This window comes from Chlorogloeopsis sp. ULAP01, assembly GCF_030381805.1.
Classification (GTDB): Bacteria; Cyanobacteriota; Cyanobacteriia; order Cyanobacteriales; family Nostocaceae; genus Chlorogloeopsis.
Genome location: NZ_JAUDRH010000013.1, coordinates 250843 through 265968, shown reverse-complemented (window position 1 = coordinate 265968; position 15126 = coordinate 250843). Strand labels below are relative to the sequence as shown.

Annotated in this window: 17 protein-coding genes, 1 pseudogene and 1 riboswitch; of the genes and pseudogenes, 3 read left to right on the top strand and 15 right to left on the bottom strand. The window is 45.3% G+C overall.

Annotated elements, in window-relative coordinates:
• Both QUB80_RS24710 and QUB80_RS24705 read right to left on the bottom strand, forming a co-directional pair.
• Positions 1 to 659 (bottom strand): AMIN domain-containing protein (locus QUB80_RS24710; RefSeq protein WP_289792121.1); only part of this gene is annotated, 659 nt, incomplete at its 3' end.
• 106 nt (positions 660 to 765) lie between these two features.
• Positions 766 to 1872: a helix-turn-helix transcriptional regulator gene (locus QUB80_RS24705; protein ID WP_289792120.1), complete on the bottom strand. Its 1107-nt coding sequence runs from the start codon at positions 1870 to 1872 to the stop codon at positions 766 to 768.
• Positions 1873 to 2474: 602 nt separating this feature from the next.
• On the opposite strand from QUB80_RS24705, the gene QUB80_RS24700 reads away from it, so the two are divergent.
• Complete coding sequence (locus QUB80_RS24700; RefSeq protein ID WP_289792119.1) at positions 2475 to 3155, top strand: GAP family protein; 681 nt, start codon at positions 2475 to 2477, stop codon at positions 3153 to 3155.
• A 303-nt stretch (positions 3156 to 3458) separates the two neighbouring features.
• Here the strand turns inward: QUB80_RS24700 and QUB80_RS24695 are convergent, their stop codons facing one another.
• From QUB80_RS24695 to QUB80_RS35090, 6 genes and pseudogenes are all read right to left on the bottom strand, one after another.
• Positions 3459 to 4463 (bottom strand): methyltransferase domain-containing protein, encoded by a 1005-nt coding sequence (locus tag QUB80_RS24695; RefSeq protein ID WP_289792118.1) that lies wholly within the window; start codon positions 4461 to 4463, stop codon positions 3459 to 3461.
• A 50-nt stretch (positions 4464 to 4513) separates the two neighbouring features.
• Positions 4514 to 4702, bottom strand: coding sequence for a hypothetical protein (locus tag QUB80_RS24690; protein ID WP_289792117.1), 189 nt, complete (start codon positions 4700 to 4702; stop codon positions 4514 to 4516).
• Positions 4703 to 5075: 373 nt separating this feature from the next.
• A riboswitch (cobalamin riboswitch) is annotated at positions 5076 to 5218 on the bottom strand.
• 330 nt (positions 5219 to 5548) lie between these two features.
• Positions 5549 to 5635 carry a hypothetical protein gene (locus QUB80_RS24685; protein WP_502875323.1) on the bottom strand — a complete coding sequence of 29 codons (87 nt, stop codon included), beginning with the start codon at positions 5633 to 5635 and terminating at the stop codon, positions 5549 to 5551.
• Between the two features lie 34 nt (positions 5636 to 5669).
• Positions 5670 to 6119: pseudogene (locus tag QUB80_RS24680) on the bottom strand (IS5 family transposase); the annotation flags it as partial.
• A gap of 30 nt (positions 6120 to 6149) precedes the next feature.
• Positions 6150 to 6362, bottom strand: coding sequence for a site-specific integrase (locus QUB80_RS24675; RefSeq protein WP_289792116.1), 213 nt, complete (start codon positions 6360 to 6362; stop codon positions 6150 to 6152).
• Positions 6363 to 6415: 53 nt separating this feature from the next.
• Positions 6416 to 6601, bottom strand: coding sequence for a phage integrase N-terminal SAM-like domain-containing protein (locus QUB80_RS35090; RefSeq protein WP_353962236.1), 186 nt, complete (start codon positions 6599 to 6601; stop codon positions 6416 to 6418).
• Between the two features lie 239 nt (positions 6602 to 6840).
• Here QUB80_RS35090 and QUB80_RS24670 point away from each other — a divergent pair, with 239 nt between their 5' ends.
• On the top strand, positions 6841 to 6993 hold the full coding sequence (locus QUB80_RS24670; protein ID WP_289792115.1) for a hypothetical protein: 153 nt from the start codon (positions 6841 to 6843) through the stop codon (positions 6991 to 6993).
• Between the two features lie 23 nt (positions 6994 to 7016).
• Here QUB80_RS24670 and QUB80_RS24665 read toward each other — a convergent pair whose 3' ends face one another.
• Together QUB80_RS24665 and QUB80_RS24660 are read right to left on the bottom strand one after the other, a co-directional pair.
• Positions 7017 to 7766: an SDR family oxidoreductase gene (locus tag QUB80_RS24665; RefSeq protein ID WP_289792114.1), complete on the bottom strand. Its 750-nt coding sequence runs from the start codon at positions 7764 to 7766 to the stop codon at positions 7017 to 7019.
• Between the two features lie 60 nt (positions 7767 to 7826).
• On the bottom strand, positions 7827 to 8417 hold the full coding sequence (locus QUB80_RS24660; RefSeq protein ID WP_289792113.1) for a TetR/AcrR family transcriptional regulator: 591 nt from the start codon (positions 8415 to 8417) through the stop codon (positions 7827 to 7829).
• 629 nt (positions 8418 to 9046) lie between these two features.
• On the opposite strand from QUB80_RS24660, the gene QUB80_RS24655 reads away from it, so the two are divergent.
• Positions 9047 to 10129 carry a linear amide C-N hydrolase gene (locus QUB80_RS24655; RefSeq protein WP_289792112.1) on the top strand — a complete coding sequence of 361 codons (1083 nt, stop codon included), beginning with the start codon at positions 9047 to 9049 and terminating at the stop codon, positions 10127 to 10129.
• A 42-nt stretch (positions 10130 to 10171) separates the two neighbouring features.
• Here the strand turns inward: QUB80_RS24655 and QUB80_RS24650 are convergent, their stop codons facing one another.
• The 5 genes from QUB80_RS24650 to QUB80_RS24630 all read right to left on the bottom strand — a co-directional run bounded on the left by QUB80_RS24650 (position 10172) and on the right by QUB80_RS24630 (position 14995).
• On the bottom strand, positions 10172 to 10507 hold the full coding sequence (locus tag QUB80_RS24650; RefSeq protein WP_336622341.1) for an MFS transporter: 336 nt from the start codon (positions 10505 to 10507) through the stop codon (positions 10172 to 10174).
• A 169-nt stretch (positions 10508 to 10676) separates the two neighbouring features.
• The gene (locus QUB80_RS24645; RefSeq protein ID WP_289792111.1) at positions 10677 to 11267 is read right to left on the bottom strand and encodes a hypothetical protein; all 591 of its coding nucleotides are present in this window, start codon (positions 11265 to 11267) and stop codon (positions 10677 to 10679) included.
• Between the two features lie 125 nt (positions 11268 to 11392).
• Positions 11393 to 12895: an arylsulfatase gene (locus QUB80_RS24640; protein WP_289792110.1), complete on the bottom strand. Its 1503-nt coding sequence runs from the start codon at positions 12893 to 12895 to the stop codon at positions 11393 to 11395.
• A gap of 103 nt (positions 12896 to 12998) precedes the next feature.
• Positions 12999 to 13940 (bottom strand): HAD family hydrolase, encoded by a 942-nt coding sequence (locus QUB80_RS24635; protein ID WP_289792109.1) that lies wholly within the window; start codon positions 13938 to 13940, stop codon positions 12999 to 13001.
• A 50-nt stretch (positions 13941 to 13990) separates the two neighbouring features.
• On the bottom strand, positions 13991 to 14995 hold the full coding sequence (locus tag QUB80_RS24630) for a formylglycine-generating enzyme family protein (protein ID WP_289792108.1): 1005 nt from the start codon (positions 14993 to 14995) through the stop codon (positions 13991 to 13993).
• Positions 14996 to 15126 lie beyond the last annotated feature (131 nt).

Genomic DNA, 15126 nt, shown 5'->3' with positions numbered 1-15126 from the left:
CCTTCCCCTCCCCTTGGTAAGGGGAGGGGTGCCGTAGGCGGGGTGGGGTTTTGTGCTGTTGCAGCAGGTATCAACCCAAAAATTAAGCCTTCATCACTATCAAATAACTCTACAACAGGCAATCCTGTATCACCAGTTACCGTCAACCGCACAGTATTAGCATCTAAATTTGTAACAGTTATCTCAATAATTCCCGTAATTGGTTTTTCGGAGCGGAATGTAAAAGCATCGCCATTTGCTAGCCGCAGTTGTGCGCTGGGTATATCAGCGATGAAGTTATTTCCCTCACTACGATTGGTGATTTGTAATTTTTCACCGACGGAAGTTTGTAAAATTACTTCCACACCTTTATCTGTGGGATTAGCTTTTACTCCCGTAATGGCAATCACTTCTTTGCTTGTTGCAGGTGGATTAGTTGGTGCTGGCGACTGCACTAACATGATGGCGCTAGTGCTGGGACGCTTTATTTCACTCAGTCGCGGAATTCTAAAACCTGTTTCCTGGTGTGTCTTTGCAGATGTAATTTGTCTGTTCTCTACATCTTGGTGGTTAGGTTTTTCTCCAGCCCATACCGATGAAACCGCAAGAATACTCAAACATCCCGAAAGACTGATTAAAAATGATGAACAAACACCAGCAGATAAACACCAACTCCTCATAGTTCCTCACACAGCAATCAAAGCTTTTTGTTGCTAATTATTTTTGATAGGTATAAGGTGTAGTGTAGAAAAGTTGACTGTGGCGTGTCTATCTAAAAAATGCCATTTATGATCCAAAAACTGCCTTTTTCCCTGCTAAACACTGACTGGGTGTGATGCCATACTGTCGCTTAAAGGCTGCTGCAAAGTTACCCAAGTGTCCATAGCCTACCAGATTTGCCACTTCTGACACTTGATAATTGCCTTGACGCAACAACATTTCTGCCTTCTGCAACCTTTGCTGTGTCAAATAGCCCACTACAGTTGTGTTAAAGAGTACAGGAAAACCTCTGTGGAGAGTGCGAACGCTGACTCCTACTTGCTGTGCTAGTTCACAGAGTGATGGCGGATGCTCCAGTTGTGTGGTCAAAATTTCTTTAGCTTGGTGGATACGGTCAATTGTCTCTCTTTTCAGTCCTGGTGTGTCATAAATTGGCTTTTGCTCTGCCGAAATCCAATCCAAGTGCATCGCTACTAACTCAAATACCTTCGCCTGAAGATACATCCGCTTTGCTGTACCGCGATAGGGCGGATTCCACATTTGTTGAGCAAGCGATCGCATTGCTCGTGTCACCTTGGGATAAAATGAGATTTTCCAGTCTTCCCCTTTAAACAGCAAATTCTGAATATCACAGCTATATTGCCCATCCTCCAGCAAAAACGAGTCTAGCAATTCTGGCTCAATTTCCACATTTACAGCAGTTAAATGCTCTTCAGCGCGATACTTTTCAATGTAGCCAGGCGAAATTCCGCTACCTGAAAAGTAGCCATGCGTTCCACCCATATTAGGATGAACATCATCAAAGTAAACCAAGCCTGATAGAAAAATCCCCATCTGAATCGGATGTTCATGGGCAGACGTTTTTACCATCAAGTCCTGGTGATATTCGCAATCTAAGAAATTTAACCACACCCCAGGCGATAGGTTCATACTGCGATTGTAGCCCCGTCCCACGATTTCCGGTACGCCCTCAAGCTGCTCAAAGCTATCAAGTACGAGATTCTGAACCTGGGGTTGAGGAGCCTGTTGGTACAGTTCGTAAAAGTCTGATTGGCTGAGGATGAGTGTCATACTGGAGTGGGCTAAGTGCAACTTATTATCAATAAATTTACCACTAAATTGCAATGGACGGGTTCCTGGAGGGTAGCAACTATCGTCAATTGGGAAACTCACAGGAGTGAAAAGGCAAAAGCAAGAGGCAGAAAAATCTTGTAGTCTAATATTCAAAAGAAGTGAAGATATACAGCCAAAAAATAGTCGGGTAGTGTAATCTACAAGATTAGCTCTAGTTATTTGTCATTAGTTGCTATCGTTCCTGAAATTTCTATTGAGGTCAAAAGACAGTCTGTCAGACTTCAACACTTAAATACCATCATGCGATCGCTACCTCAGCAAGCTTGAGGAAGTTTGGTTAGCAAAGTTTGTGTCCATTAGTTCTGTATGTGATGCCACATTAAAAAATCATTAAGGGCAGATAGATTCACGGAACGCGGACACATCAAGGCTATTCCCAATCCAAATCTAAAATAGTATAAGGTAATCTGGGATGCAATGAATTGATCGGCGAGAATCACTGCATAGTAATATAGTCATACTGCTTAGTCTTTATAAAAGCAGTCAATCAGGCTAGACAAAGTCAAATTCTTTTACAATCGAATACTATACTTAACCGTGGCCATAAGCATAATCCTTGTGCTCATCAGTAGCCTGATCGTAATGGTGAGACTTCCAAAGGTTGGAAACTTGTAAGTCCTAACACTGATTGAGAGTATTCTATGGAAACTGTGCTCATCTCGCTTCTGCCCTATATCATCGGCAGTGCTATCGTACCTTTGCAAATCATCATCGGTTTGTTGCTACTGAAAAGCCCCAATCAGGGACTATTCAAGGCTGTAGCTTATGTCGCTGGAATGACGATCACACGTCTGTTACAGGGATTGATTTTTGGTTTGGTTCTGTCCGGCTCCTCGGCACTGACTGAGGGAAGTAACGGTAAGAATCCGATAGTCTCAACATTGCTCCTAGTGCTTGGCATTCTCTTACTAATCGCCGCCTATAAAAAATGGCGTAGGGAGGACGATCCGGATGATTCACCGCCCAAAGGGTTAACCATGATTGATAGCTTAACTCCACTCAGGGCTTTTGGAATTGGGCTCGGACTACCGTTGATTGCAGCGAAGTTGTGGGTTTTTACTCTCAGCGCACTGGCTACAATCGCGGCAGCGCAGTTGGGACAGCTATCTAGCACCATCGTATACTTACTTTTCATTTTGCTAGCTGAATCCTTGTTGCTGCTCCCGATCTTGGCTCGTATCCTCATACCTGAACGCTCGAAATATTTACTCAGTGAGCTTTCAGCCTGGTTGACCAAAAATAGCCGTTCAATCACCATTGTTGTTTCGCTTGTTTTTGGTCTGTTTTTCTTACACTCCGGTATCACTGGGTTACTTTCATAGAAGATTTCATGAGTGGCAGCGCACTATCAAGAATGAGAAGCAACAGATTGCACAGATTAAAGCTGCGTTAATCTGTGTCCATAGTGATGTCAGTAATCGCCCTACAATTAGGATGAAAGTTAGGGCTAATCGCCAGACATCGCCAAATCTTTAAAAAAAGTGAAAGTATATAGGCAAAAAATAGTCAGGTAGTATAATTTACCTGACTAGCTCAAGTTATTTGTCATTAGTTGCTATTGTTCCTGAAATTTCTGTTGAGGTCAAAAGACAGTCTGTCAGACTTCAAATATGACCATGCGATCGCTACCCAAGCAAACCTGAGGAAGTTTGGTTAGCAAAGTTTGTGTCCATCGATTCTGTATGTGAGCTCGCCCGTACAGCGCGGAACATTCCAAATCGGCATAGCCCTACACCAAATGCCAAACGCATCAGCAAAAATGTTGGCACCTCGCGCACAGACTTGATGAAACCAGACAGTCCAAAACGCAGGAATCCACTCGGTCGAGCCACCCCTTGCCAGATTGAATCTAACCAAGAAGGAAGCGTTTCTTGCGTCCAGTCTGCCGTAATTACCTCTCCTTCCACTAATCCTGTAGCTACCAAAAGCTCAGAAAATCCCTCAATGCTAGAAAAAGCTGGATGAGACCACTGATCTAAGAGTTGTTGCATCACTGGTTTTTCCCAGAAATTTAGCGGCTTTTGGCGGTCATCCCTCTGATTCCAGTCAGCAACAACCAATATTCCACCGGGCTTTAGCACCCGCATTAATTCTCTTGCAAAAATGGCTTTATCAGGCATATGGGGGCCTGCTTCGATTGACCAAACCACATCAAAACTGGCATCTGGAAACGACAATGCCATTGCATCATCGACTGCAAACTGGACGTTTAGCTCTTGGGGTGTTAGTTCTTGGGCGCGTTTCACCTGCTGTGGGCTAATGGTAATCCCTGTGACAGCAAACCCATAATCTCGTGCTAAAATCCGGCTGCTGCCTCCAATACCACAACCAACATCTAAGACGGTGGTACCAGGTGGTAATTTATCTAAACCACCCCACTTAACCATTTCATGTACAAAGTCAGACTTAGCAGCCAAAAAATCTTTTCTTCTTGGCGGCGAACCGTAATGACCGAGGTGAATGTGTTCCCCCCAATAAAACTCTAGGATACCGTCAAGCGTCCATTCGTCGTAGGAATTAGCAACTGTGGCTGAGGATTGATACTTGCGGGCAGTGATGAAATAAGCTGCAATTCCAATTAGCAAAACCAAAAGAGAACCAATTACAAAATAAAGTAATAAAGTTGACATTGTTGTGAAAGCTTTACTATGTAGCGAACAGTTGATAGATTTTGGTTTGTTTATAGGCGATCCTGAATGAGATGAGCGATCGCAATAGATATCTTCCTATATGTTGAACTTGCGATATTTTGTACACCTCGAATCATTTCGGGTTTTTGTTGATATTGAAGGAGAGCCGTTTGTTTTACAAAAGGATGAACAGTAGTGGGAATCTTCCCGGCTCTATGAAGATAGAATTTCGGCATCATGATTAACAGAGTAAAAAATATAGTAAATCACTGGTTTCTATGCGTAATTAGGAAAGCATTTATTCGATACTGTAACAGGGGCATATACGTCATACACGCTATCTCTTACTTGTTTGACAAAACTCCCATCAGTTAGTTAATACAGCCAAACTTTGTTGGTAGTGACTATTTTCAAGCGATATTCTCACAAGCAATCCTTGTGTCGCCATCGCTGCATTGGTCATACACAATTTGTACCGTAAAATTAGCCGCCTACCGTCTCAGAGAAAATCTTAGTTTGTAGCGTTTTGATATGTGGAGCTATCGGAATGTAAAGCCTAGTAATTGTAGATATATTCATAAAAATAATGATCTGTGCCTCGCAGATGTACAAAATTTACAAGCAACTTCGGCGGGCATTCTGACTCACAAGACAAGCCTTGATTACAGCTGCGGGACAGCATCGGATTTACACCGGACTTTCCCCGTTACCTCTGATGGCTGCTCCCCACCAGAACCGAGATTCCTTCGCATATTAACACAACTGTGATTTGCTTGCGTAAAAATCAATGGTCGATCTATACTGGCATTCGTCATTCATCAGGGCAAGTTTCATTCTTTACCAAAGCTTGCTCTTAATTTTCATTGGACAATTTTTTAACAGTTTTTCAACCTCAGAAATTGTTAGGATTGCCAGCGTTTGGTTACATAACGTTGACAATTTTTTATATTGCCAAACCTAGTTAACAATTCTTTTCCATTCTGGCAATTATTTTTCTTCAATTCATCAACTGAATCAAATATGCAAGCTCCATCCAAACTCTGTAAAGACTCCACAACGAAGGTTGGGATGATTTCTAAGACTGGTTAATCAAGGGGACTACGAACAGCCTTACCACCACGGTTAAGAACATGGGTATATATCATTGTCGTTTTTACATCCTTATGTCCCAATAATTCCTGTACCGTGCGGATGTCATAGCTGTTTTGCAGCCGTGACCAATACGCGCAACACTAACCCCAAAGTATTGATCGTCAGAAATCGCTTGCGCCCCTTGATTTTCTTGCCTGCATCGTAGCCCACGGCTGAATGAACCATTGCAGCTGTTTTCACACTTTGACTATCAATGATTGCTTCTGATGGACTCGGATAGCCTTCAATATCATTCTCGTCCACTCTCGCAAACCATCATGGATGTTTAACCATGTCCCGTCTTTACGCCAGTTGCGAAAACTAAGTATACACCATCTGCCACGGAGGAAAGTCTGCGGGTAAAGCTCGCCATCGAATTCCTTCTATCAGAATGTAGAAAATCGCATTCAGAACTTCCCACATATTAACTTCGCGCGGACAACCACCTTTTTTAGGTTCTGGAATTAAGTCACTCAGAAATTCATATTGAACACGGGTCAGGTTACTGGGGTATGCTTTACTCATGTCGCTCTCTCGGTGCTGTTTATGATCTATTCACAGCGTATACTGAGAGAGTTTTTTACAAACTACCCGACTTTTCAAACAGCCTCTCAAACCTTCGTTTAACCTTAAACCCGTACCGTAAAGTAATTTAATTAAAAGTTGATGTACTCCAGATAACTTTTGAATAATTGCAAAAACTTCATCCTTGGTTAAAACTGTTGGTAAATATTTAGGTTTTTTAGCACGTACTGCGTCTACTTTCAAATCTAAATTTTGTTTTAATACTTCTTTGTAGAGAATAGAACAGCGTGAAGTACCTAATTTTGAGTTGATGCAGCCACATTTTCATTCACCCCAAGATGCGTTAAAAATGCTTCGATTTCTGCACTTCCCATATCTTTAGAATGACGCTTATCATGATAAAGGATATAACGTCTAATCCAGTAAATATAAGTCTTCTCTGTTTGGTAAGAATAGTGCTTAAGTCGGATAACATCTTGCACTTATTCTAGCAGTTTCTTAGGACGTTGCTCCATAGGATGTGTTACACAAAAAAATTCCGTTTAATACTCTAAATAAGGATGTTATACGGAAAAATTCTGGATAACACCAAGGGATATACGGAAAAATTCCATATAATCCTCCCGTGAAGTGTGGTTATACGGTAAAATTCAGTATAATACCCAAACAAGGGGGTAAAAAAGAAGGTTTCCGTATAATATAAAAGATGTGGTTGTAATGCTTGATATATCAGGATTTAGAAAAAGATTATACGGAAATATTCCGTATAATAAATAGTTATGCGGCTCAAGCTATTGATGAGGTCGCAACCGAGAGACTATTGGTGAGAGGCGATCGCTCTGTACCATTAACCATTGAAGCGATCGCACTTTAGTCAAGTAACAATTCAACTCAGCCTCAAACGTTCATAAATCCACCATCAACCACAAGATCTGCGGCTGTCATGTAGGAAGACTCATCACTGGCAAGAAAAACAACGCTCGCAGCAATCTCCTCCGGCTTTCCGAACCGCCCCAAGGGAGCAGACTGCTTCACATAGCTACCAAAGCTGTCTAGTGCTTCTGGTGGCAATCTCATTTTGCTCTGAAAATTTGTAGGCACAAAGCCAGGGCTGATGGCATTGACTCGGACCTGACGGGATGCGAACTCAGCCGCTAAGGTTCGCGCCAGCGATCGCACGGCTGCTTTTGTCGCAAAGTACACACTGCCCATCGCTGCACCCTTTTCATTTACGGCTGATGCATTCAAAATGACGCTTGCCCCGTCATTCAGGAGTTTGGCAAGTTTCTGTACCGTGAAAAATACACCTTTCACGTTGATGTCAAACTGGTCATCATAGAACCCTTCGTCAATCGCTGCAAGTGGGGCAAATAAGCCAATGCCTGCATTCGCAAACAAAATATCAAGCTGACCAAATTCTGCTTTGACCCGTGCTGCTAATACGTCCAAGTCGTGCAGAGAGCGAACATCAGCACGAATCGGAATGACCGCTTCACCGAGTTCGCTGCCAGCAGTTTGTAGACGTTCTTCGTTTTGTCCCGTTAGAATCACTCGCGCCCCTTCTGCAATAAACTGTTTGGCAGTTTCAAACCCAATTCCGGTCGTTCCTCCGGTGATTACAGCGGTTTTATTTGTCAAGCGTGTCATAGTAATCCTCGTGAGTGATGAGAAATCTAAACCATTCGGTCTAAGTTAAGGCAAAAAAAATTAACCAGCTTTGAGCAGTGCCAATGTTGCCTCTACAGTGTCATGTAGAAGCATTTCGTCTTCTAAAACCCGACCAATTAAAGCCATGCCTTGAGTGGCACAAAGCAACAGACGAGCAAGGCTGCGCGAGTCAATGGTTGCAATGATTTCGCCTGCTTTCTGCGCGTGAGCGACAACCGTGCAGTAGGCATCTTCCAAAGTTTGAAGATGGTGACGCAAAATAGCTGCAATTTCTGCTTCATCTGTATCGAAGTCAGCTATATTCGTACCCAACATACAGCCTTGACTTCTAGGTAATGAATGCCGATGCTGCAAATTTTTTAGGACTCGCTCTAAGTTTGCTAGGGGCGAACCTGCAGCTAAAAGCTGATCTCGAATGGACTTCACCTCCGTTTGAGCATAGTGGTCTAACGCCTTGAGAAAGAGCGATCGCTTGTTGCCAAAGGTATCGTAGAGGCTCTTTTTACCGATTCCCATGTGTTCCAGCAGTTCGGAAAGGGTCGCTGCCTCATATCCTCTTGCCCAAAACACCTCCATTGCCTTTGTCAGGACAACTTCAGGGTCGAATTGTTTTTCAGGTCCTCTGCTCATGACAGCATGGTAGCATTACTTAAACCAATCGGTCAAGATTAATAGAGGCAGCAGTCAATTAGCAGAGATCGCCGCATAACAAGTCGCTGCACCGGAATACCGAAAGCTCTCGGTTAAATGTTCAAGGTTGTCTGCGTCCGGTGAGCTTGATCGTTAAATCATCACAAACCTCAATTCCGATCGCGTAAACTTACTTCCTAAGTAAGCCGCATGATCCAATCGGCGGTTTAATAGTTGCAGCGATTGCCCTACCACACTTCATCAAACATTAGATTTACTCAAAATCAAATCGGTATAATCAGTTGTACAATCTCTCCCATGTATGACGATACCTGCCGATTCCTTGCCGAACACTTCTGGCCGACTTCGCCAGTTGGCGGTTAGGAAAGCCTGTTCATCAATAATGTGGCAGCTTTTCTGTTTAATTCCTTAATAAGAGGGTATTATCCCGCAAAGATGCCGGAGAATACTGAGGATAATACTGATAAAGCTAAGTGTTATCTAAATAAATGAACAGTTAAGACCTACGTTGGCTGGTCGTCAGAACTGCTTATGTCGCCAACTTTGCTCTTGTCATATCAAATCTGCTAAGTCTGCCATCACGCTTGCAGCTACCAACAAGGAGTTACATGATGAAAGTAACAACTAAGGTTATCAGCCGAGCTATGTGCAGTGCACTGGTCGCTGTGATGTTTGAGTTTAGCTTATGGCAGCCTCCTGCTGCCAACGCCTGCACCCGAATCCTGTGGAACGATAATAAGCTGGCGGTCGTAGTTGGACGGACGATGGATTGGCCAGAATCCACTGAGCCGATCCTCACTGTTTTTCCGCGAGGCATGAAACGGGATGGTGGGCTGCTCGGATCTAAAGTGGTTGTTAAGGAGAATCCAGCGCGATGGATCTCGAAATACGGTAGCGTTGTCACCACGACCTATGGTATGGGTACTGCCGACGGCTTGAACGAAAAAGGCTTGGGGATGCATATGCTTTACCTGACAGCCACCGATTTTGGTTCGCGCGATCGCACTAAGGCGGGTGTCCAAGCAGGACTCTGGGGACAATATCTTTTAGATAACGCCGCTACCGTCAAAGAAGCGCTTGCACTCATGAAACAGATTCAACCGATCATGGTCAGTCTTGATGAAATTAAGTCAACCGTGCATCTGGCGATCGAGGATGCGAGTGGAGACTCGGCGATTCTTGAATACGTCAACGGTAAACTCATGGTTTACCACGGACGCGAGTACCTCGTCATGACCAACGACCCGCCATTTGACCAACAGTTAGCGCTTTTGAAAAAGTGGAATTTAAATTTTGCTAGCGCCACTCGCTATACTCCCCTACCGGGTAACGTTAGCCCGACCGATCGCTTTGTCAGAGCCACCTATTACGAACGGTTCCTACCCGAACCAAAAAACCAGCGCGAAGCGATTGCTGGCATCCTCGCGATTGCCCGTAATGTTTCCGTTCCCTTCGGCGCGCCCAACAATGCTCCCGGCACGCTCTATAACACCGAATACCGAACTGCGATTGATCTCACCAATAAGCGTTATTTCTTCGAGATGGCGAATAGCCCCAACGTGGTTTGGATAGATCTCACGAAATTCAATCTGGCTCCTGGCGCACCTGTGCTGGTTCTCGACCCAGATAACATTGATTTATCGGGCAACGTTACAGGAAAGTTCCAGAGGACTGCCAAAGCACCATTCTAAAGGAATCAACAACCATACAAAATACCTAAATATTAAATGAATTTACTCATGAAACTGAGTAATTAAAAACACACTTAACACACTCACAGCCGCACTGACCATAAACGTGGGGGCGTACCCCGTTCGCGGCGCAAGCATTCCGCTCAAAATGGTGGTGGCAATTCCACCTAAAAACATGATGAAAACTTGAATTGTATAATCGGTTGCAGCAGTTGTGCGATCGCTTTTGTCCATCATGGCACTGAGCATTGCAGTATACGCCATACTTTGGGTTGCATTGACCAAAATACACACAGTGTAAAGTACAGGCAAACTAGCAAAGCCCATTGCTGGAATGATATATAGGAGCGTGGTAAAGGCTGGTATAAACCCAAACAAAATTAGAGAATACTTGCGTCCTAACTACATAATTATCACTCCAGCAATCAAGGCTGACACAATGCAGGCGCTGTAACTAACAACCCCCAATATAGAGAACAAATTTTATGCAAATAGCAAATGCTACCTTTAAAACAATCTCTTAGAGAAATCATCACGACCAATATGATTAACGTCGGTTCATCCCTGTTCTGCACTCAGTTAACAAATATCCAATCACTCCTGGCACCACAATAGCTGTAATCAAAATGGTGGATGAAGTGCTGAGGCGACTTGAAAATGACCGTGCTTCTTCAAGTCCAGCGACAATGTATTCGCCTGTGACATTAACCGCAAAAATTCCGACGGTCAGTGCGCTTAGTCTGGAGAGAAAAGTTCTGAGGGGAGGAACATGAGGATTATGTATTTTTCGACCCAAGATCATTCCAGCAATTAAGCCTGCTAGACTATGCATCCCCACTATGAGCAAGCGAACTCGAAAATCAAGGGTTGTTTGGACATCTGCCAAGGATTCTGACAGAACTGCACTGGTACCAATCGTGATACCAGCGATCACTCCTAATGCAGTCCACCAAATTGCTGGTTTAGTCAGTTGAGTACAGGCAATGACAAGACAAGCTGTGACAAAACTACAGATCATCGCAGCCTGCACGAGAGGTACGCTTCTAATCACTATCAATGATATAGCTCCTCCCGCCAGGCTGCCGAACACTATCAGCAGCCTGTCTAAGGAATTTGCATTTTGCTCAAAGTTTTGCATGGGTGATGTCAGCGACTGTTGCAGAGATTGAGCAAAGATCTAAGTTCACTCGATTCCTCTAGATTAATTGAGACTGGCGATCATCCCCCATTCAAAGAGAGTGATCGCCAAGATGAACCTACGCCTCAGGTGCTTACCAGTCCCGCTTCTAACTTCTCCATCACCTGATCGATGCTGAAGCTGGCTGCCTTTTGGCGGGGTGGGTAGTCCTTAAATGTCTCTAAGAACTGGGTGACGTATGCTTGTGCTGGAACCGCTAAGAAGGCGTGATCCAAGAGCCAGTCATAGTAGGTGTTGGAAGTAATATCAGCACGCTCATACGGATCGGTTAACAAATTAAACATTTTCGGGCAGCGCAGCAGCACAAACGGTTCTGCCCAAATTTGGAGTGTACCCGTTACCCGTTGTTCTGCAAAGACGAGTTTCCAGTTGTCGTACCGCAGCCCGGTGAGGTCGCCATCATCTGAGAAATAGAAGAACTCCACGCGCGGACTCTTATCGGTTTTACCTGTCCAGTAGTCCAGCATATTGTAGCCATCCAGGTGAATCTTAAAGGTTTTGCTGCCCACCTGATGTCCGTTCAGCAGCTTTTGTTTGATGTCGGGTTCTCCGGCTGCCGCCAGCAGCGTCGGCAACCAGTCGAGATGACTGACAATGCCATTGCACACTGAACCCGCCTCAATCCTGCCGGGCCAGCGTACTATTGCCGGAACCCGGTATGCCCCTTCCCAGTTAGAGTTTTTCTCATTGCGGAAAGGAGTCATGCCTGCATCGGGCCAGGTGTTCATGTGGGGACCATTATCGGTGCTGTACATGACAATCGTATCTTCGGCAATGCCCAGTTCGTCCAGTTGATCCAGCAGTGCGCCGACGATCTTGTCATGGTCAATCATAGTGTCGTGGTACTCCGACTGCGCTCGCCCTGCCTGCCCCTTGCTCTCTGGCTTGCAGTGCGTGCGGAAGTGCATGTGGGTGGTGTTGAACCAGATAAAAAACGGCTCATCAGCGTTCTTGGCATCGCCAATAAAGCGTTTGGTTTCGACCAAAACTTCATCATCGATCGTTTCCATTCGTTTTTTGGTTAGTGGTCCTGTGTCTTCAATGCGCTGTCCGCCGTTGCCATCTGCCCAACAGTGCAGCACTCCGCGCGGACCAAACCGCTCTTTAAACCCAGGGAATTCCTCTGGCTTGGGATAGTCGGGGTGTTCCGGTTCTTCCTCGGCGTTGAGGTGATAAAGGTTGCCAAAGAATTCATCAAACCCGTGCATCGTCGGCAAATGTTCATCGCGATCGCCAAAGTGGTTTTTGCCGAACTGCCCTGTGCGATAACCTAATGGCTTCAACAGTTCAGCAATGCTCGGATCCTCAGCCCTAAATCCAACGGACGCACCGGGCATACCGACTTTGCTCAAGCCCGTGCGGAATACACTTTGTCCGGTAATGAATGCCGCCCGACCGGCTGTACAGCTTTGTTCACCGTAGTAATGAATAAATCGCATTCCTTCTTTGGCAACGCGGTCAATATTGGGAGTGTGATAGCCCATTAGTCCGTCACTGTAGCAACTTAGATTACTGATACCGATGTCATCTCCCCAGATAATCAAGATATTTGGTTTTTTATCTGCCATGACAATCTCCTTTTATAGTATTTACTTGTTCATCGGAGGGCGGAAGACCGTCTTCCAATCTTTTTGATGCAGGAGAACTCTTAACCCTACAATATTTAATGCTTTAGTCTGTTTTTGGATGATGAAAAATAGTCTTCCAATCGTTCTTGATGCTCACAATTGTCCAGCCGTAAGTCTTAGCAGCCTCCAAGGATGCATTATTCTTCTCGTCGTAAGCAAACTCGCGATCAGCGTCATCGTGATGAACTAGTAACTGAAATGAAGCCCCCGGTTGCTCCTGCGAATACCGCAGCATTTGGATATCGCCGCCCGAAAAGACATTACCAGCAGCAAATACTGGGCGTTTACCGATACGTGTAGCGATATTCGTCGGTTTAACTGCGCGATCATTATAGGAAGCAATCTCACTTCCTCGCCAGATGATTGGTACACCATTTTGCTCGATGTACTCTAATTTGAACGAACTACCAATAACTTGCGGCAAAGGAATACTGTATATTTGTGGTGCAACGATACGGATAAATTCGATCGTGCCGCCGGAACAAATCCAAGTGACAAACTGATTCGCACGCAGATACTCCAGCAACTCAACCATTGGCCGAAAAGCAATCTGAGTAAATGGCATACCCAACCTGGGATGCATCGCCACTTCAAAAAACTTACGTGCCTCCTGCTCAAATTGCTCTTGACTCATATTCGCGTGCGTTTTCGCCAGTACTTCCAACGCTGCTTCATGACCCGCCTCAAGAAAGTATGGAATATCCCGTTCTAATGCCGCTTTAAAGGGCTGCTGCTCCTTCAGTGATGGATCTTCTGCTGCCAGTGCCTCAAGCCGAGTCAAGGCAAAGTATAGCTCGACTATCGGTTTTTCGGGCCAGAGCGTGCCGTCGTTGTCAAAAGTAGCGATACGGTCTACTGGAGGTAAGAAATTCGGACTATCTTCTGTTGTCACACGGCTGACAAAGTCGAGAATAGACTGTTTGACAGCACCCTGATTCCAGGATGAAAGAGGATCGGCAAAAAGAGATTTGGGTAATCCGCTCATGAAATGTCCCCTGTTCTAAACATCGTTTTTGAAGGTGACGGCACTAACGGCTATCTGCGGTGATACCGTGTTTTCTTCCATGCTTGTGCAGATATAACGCAACGGAAACCCGTATGAGATGTTCCTGTATCTGGAGGAGTGCCACGGCGCGCACTAGGTCGGTAACTATCACAGTACGCAGGACTGCAAAGGAACGAACCGCCCTTAACCACACGTTTTGGTGTGTAGGGGTCGCACGGATCAAAACTTTTGTTGGGGCCTGTTGGGTTGGGACAACAACTGCGAATAGACTGATGGGCATCAGATCGATACCAATCGCTACACCACTGCCAAACGTTGCCAGCCATGTCGTAAAGTCCGTAATCATTGGGTGGGAAAGAGCCAACAGGTGATGTACCAGCGAAACCATCTTCGGCAGTGTCTTTGACAGGAAATGTTCCTTGCCAGGTGTTGGCCATATGCTTGCCATCAGGGCAGAACTCATCTCCCCAAATAAATTGCTTACCCTCTAAACCACCTCGTGCAGCACGTTCCCACTCGGCTTCTGTAGGCAAACGCTTGCCCGCCCACTCGGCATAGGCTACAGCATCTTCCCACGAGACTTGCACGACGGGATAATTTTCTCTACCGTCGATGGTGCTACCGGAGCCTTCAGGCTGATACCAGGATGCACCTGGTGTCCACCGCCACCAAGCGGACAGATCGTGGAGCGGTACCGGACGAGGTGTAGGAGTGAAGACGAGGGAACCTGGTACCAGCATACTGTCATCAGGTTTGGGCGTGCCAGGCGGGACTTGCTTTTTAATTTCTTCCCAATCCGGTGCGCGTTCTGCTGTGGTAACATAGCCGGTTGCCTCAACAAAGCAGCGGAACTGTGCGTTGGTGACATCGTATATGTCCATCCAGAATCCATCTACGCGTACACGACGAGCTGGTCGCTCGTTAGGAAAGCTCATCTGGTCATCGGTACCCATAGTGAACTTGCCCGGTGGAATCCAAACCATACCTGGAGGTGCTTCTATCTTGTTAGTTATTGGGGGCTTCGTCGTTTTCATCTGTAGTATGTGTGTAGGCGATCGCTCCACCCAAAGAACGATTACGCTTCTCTGTTTCAGAGCGATCGCAACTCAATTATCGATCTGCTGAGTGTGCGTCGCTAAACACTCAAGCTTGTCTATGTGAGTAG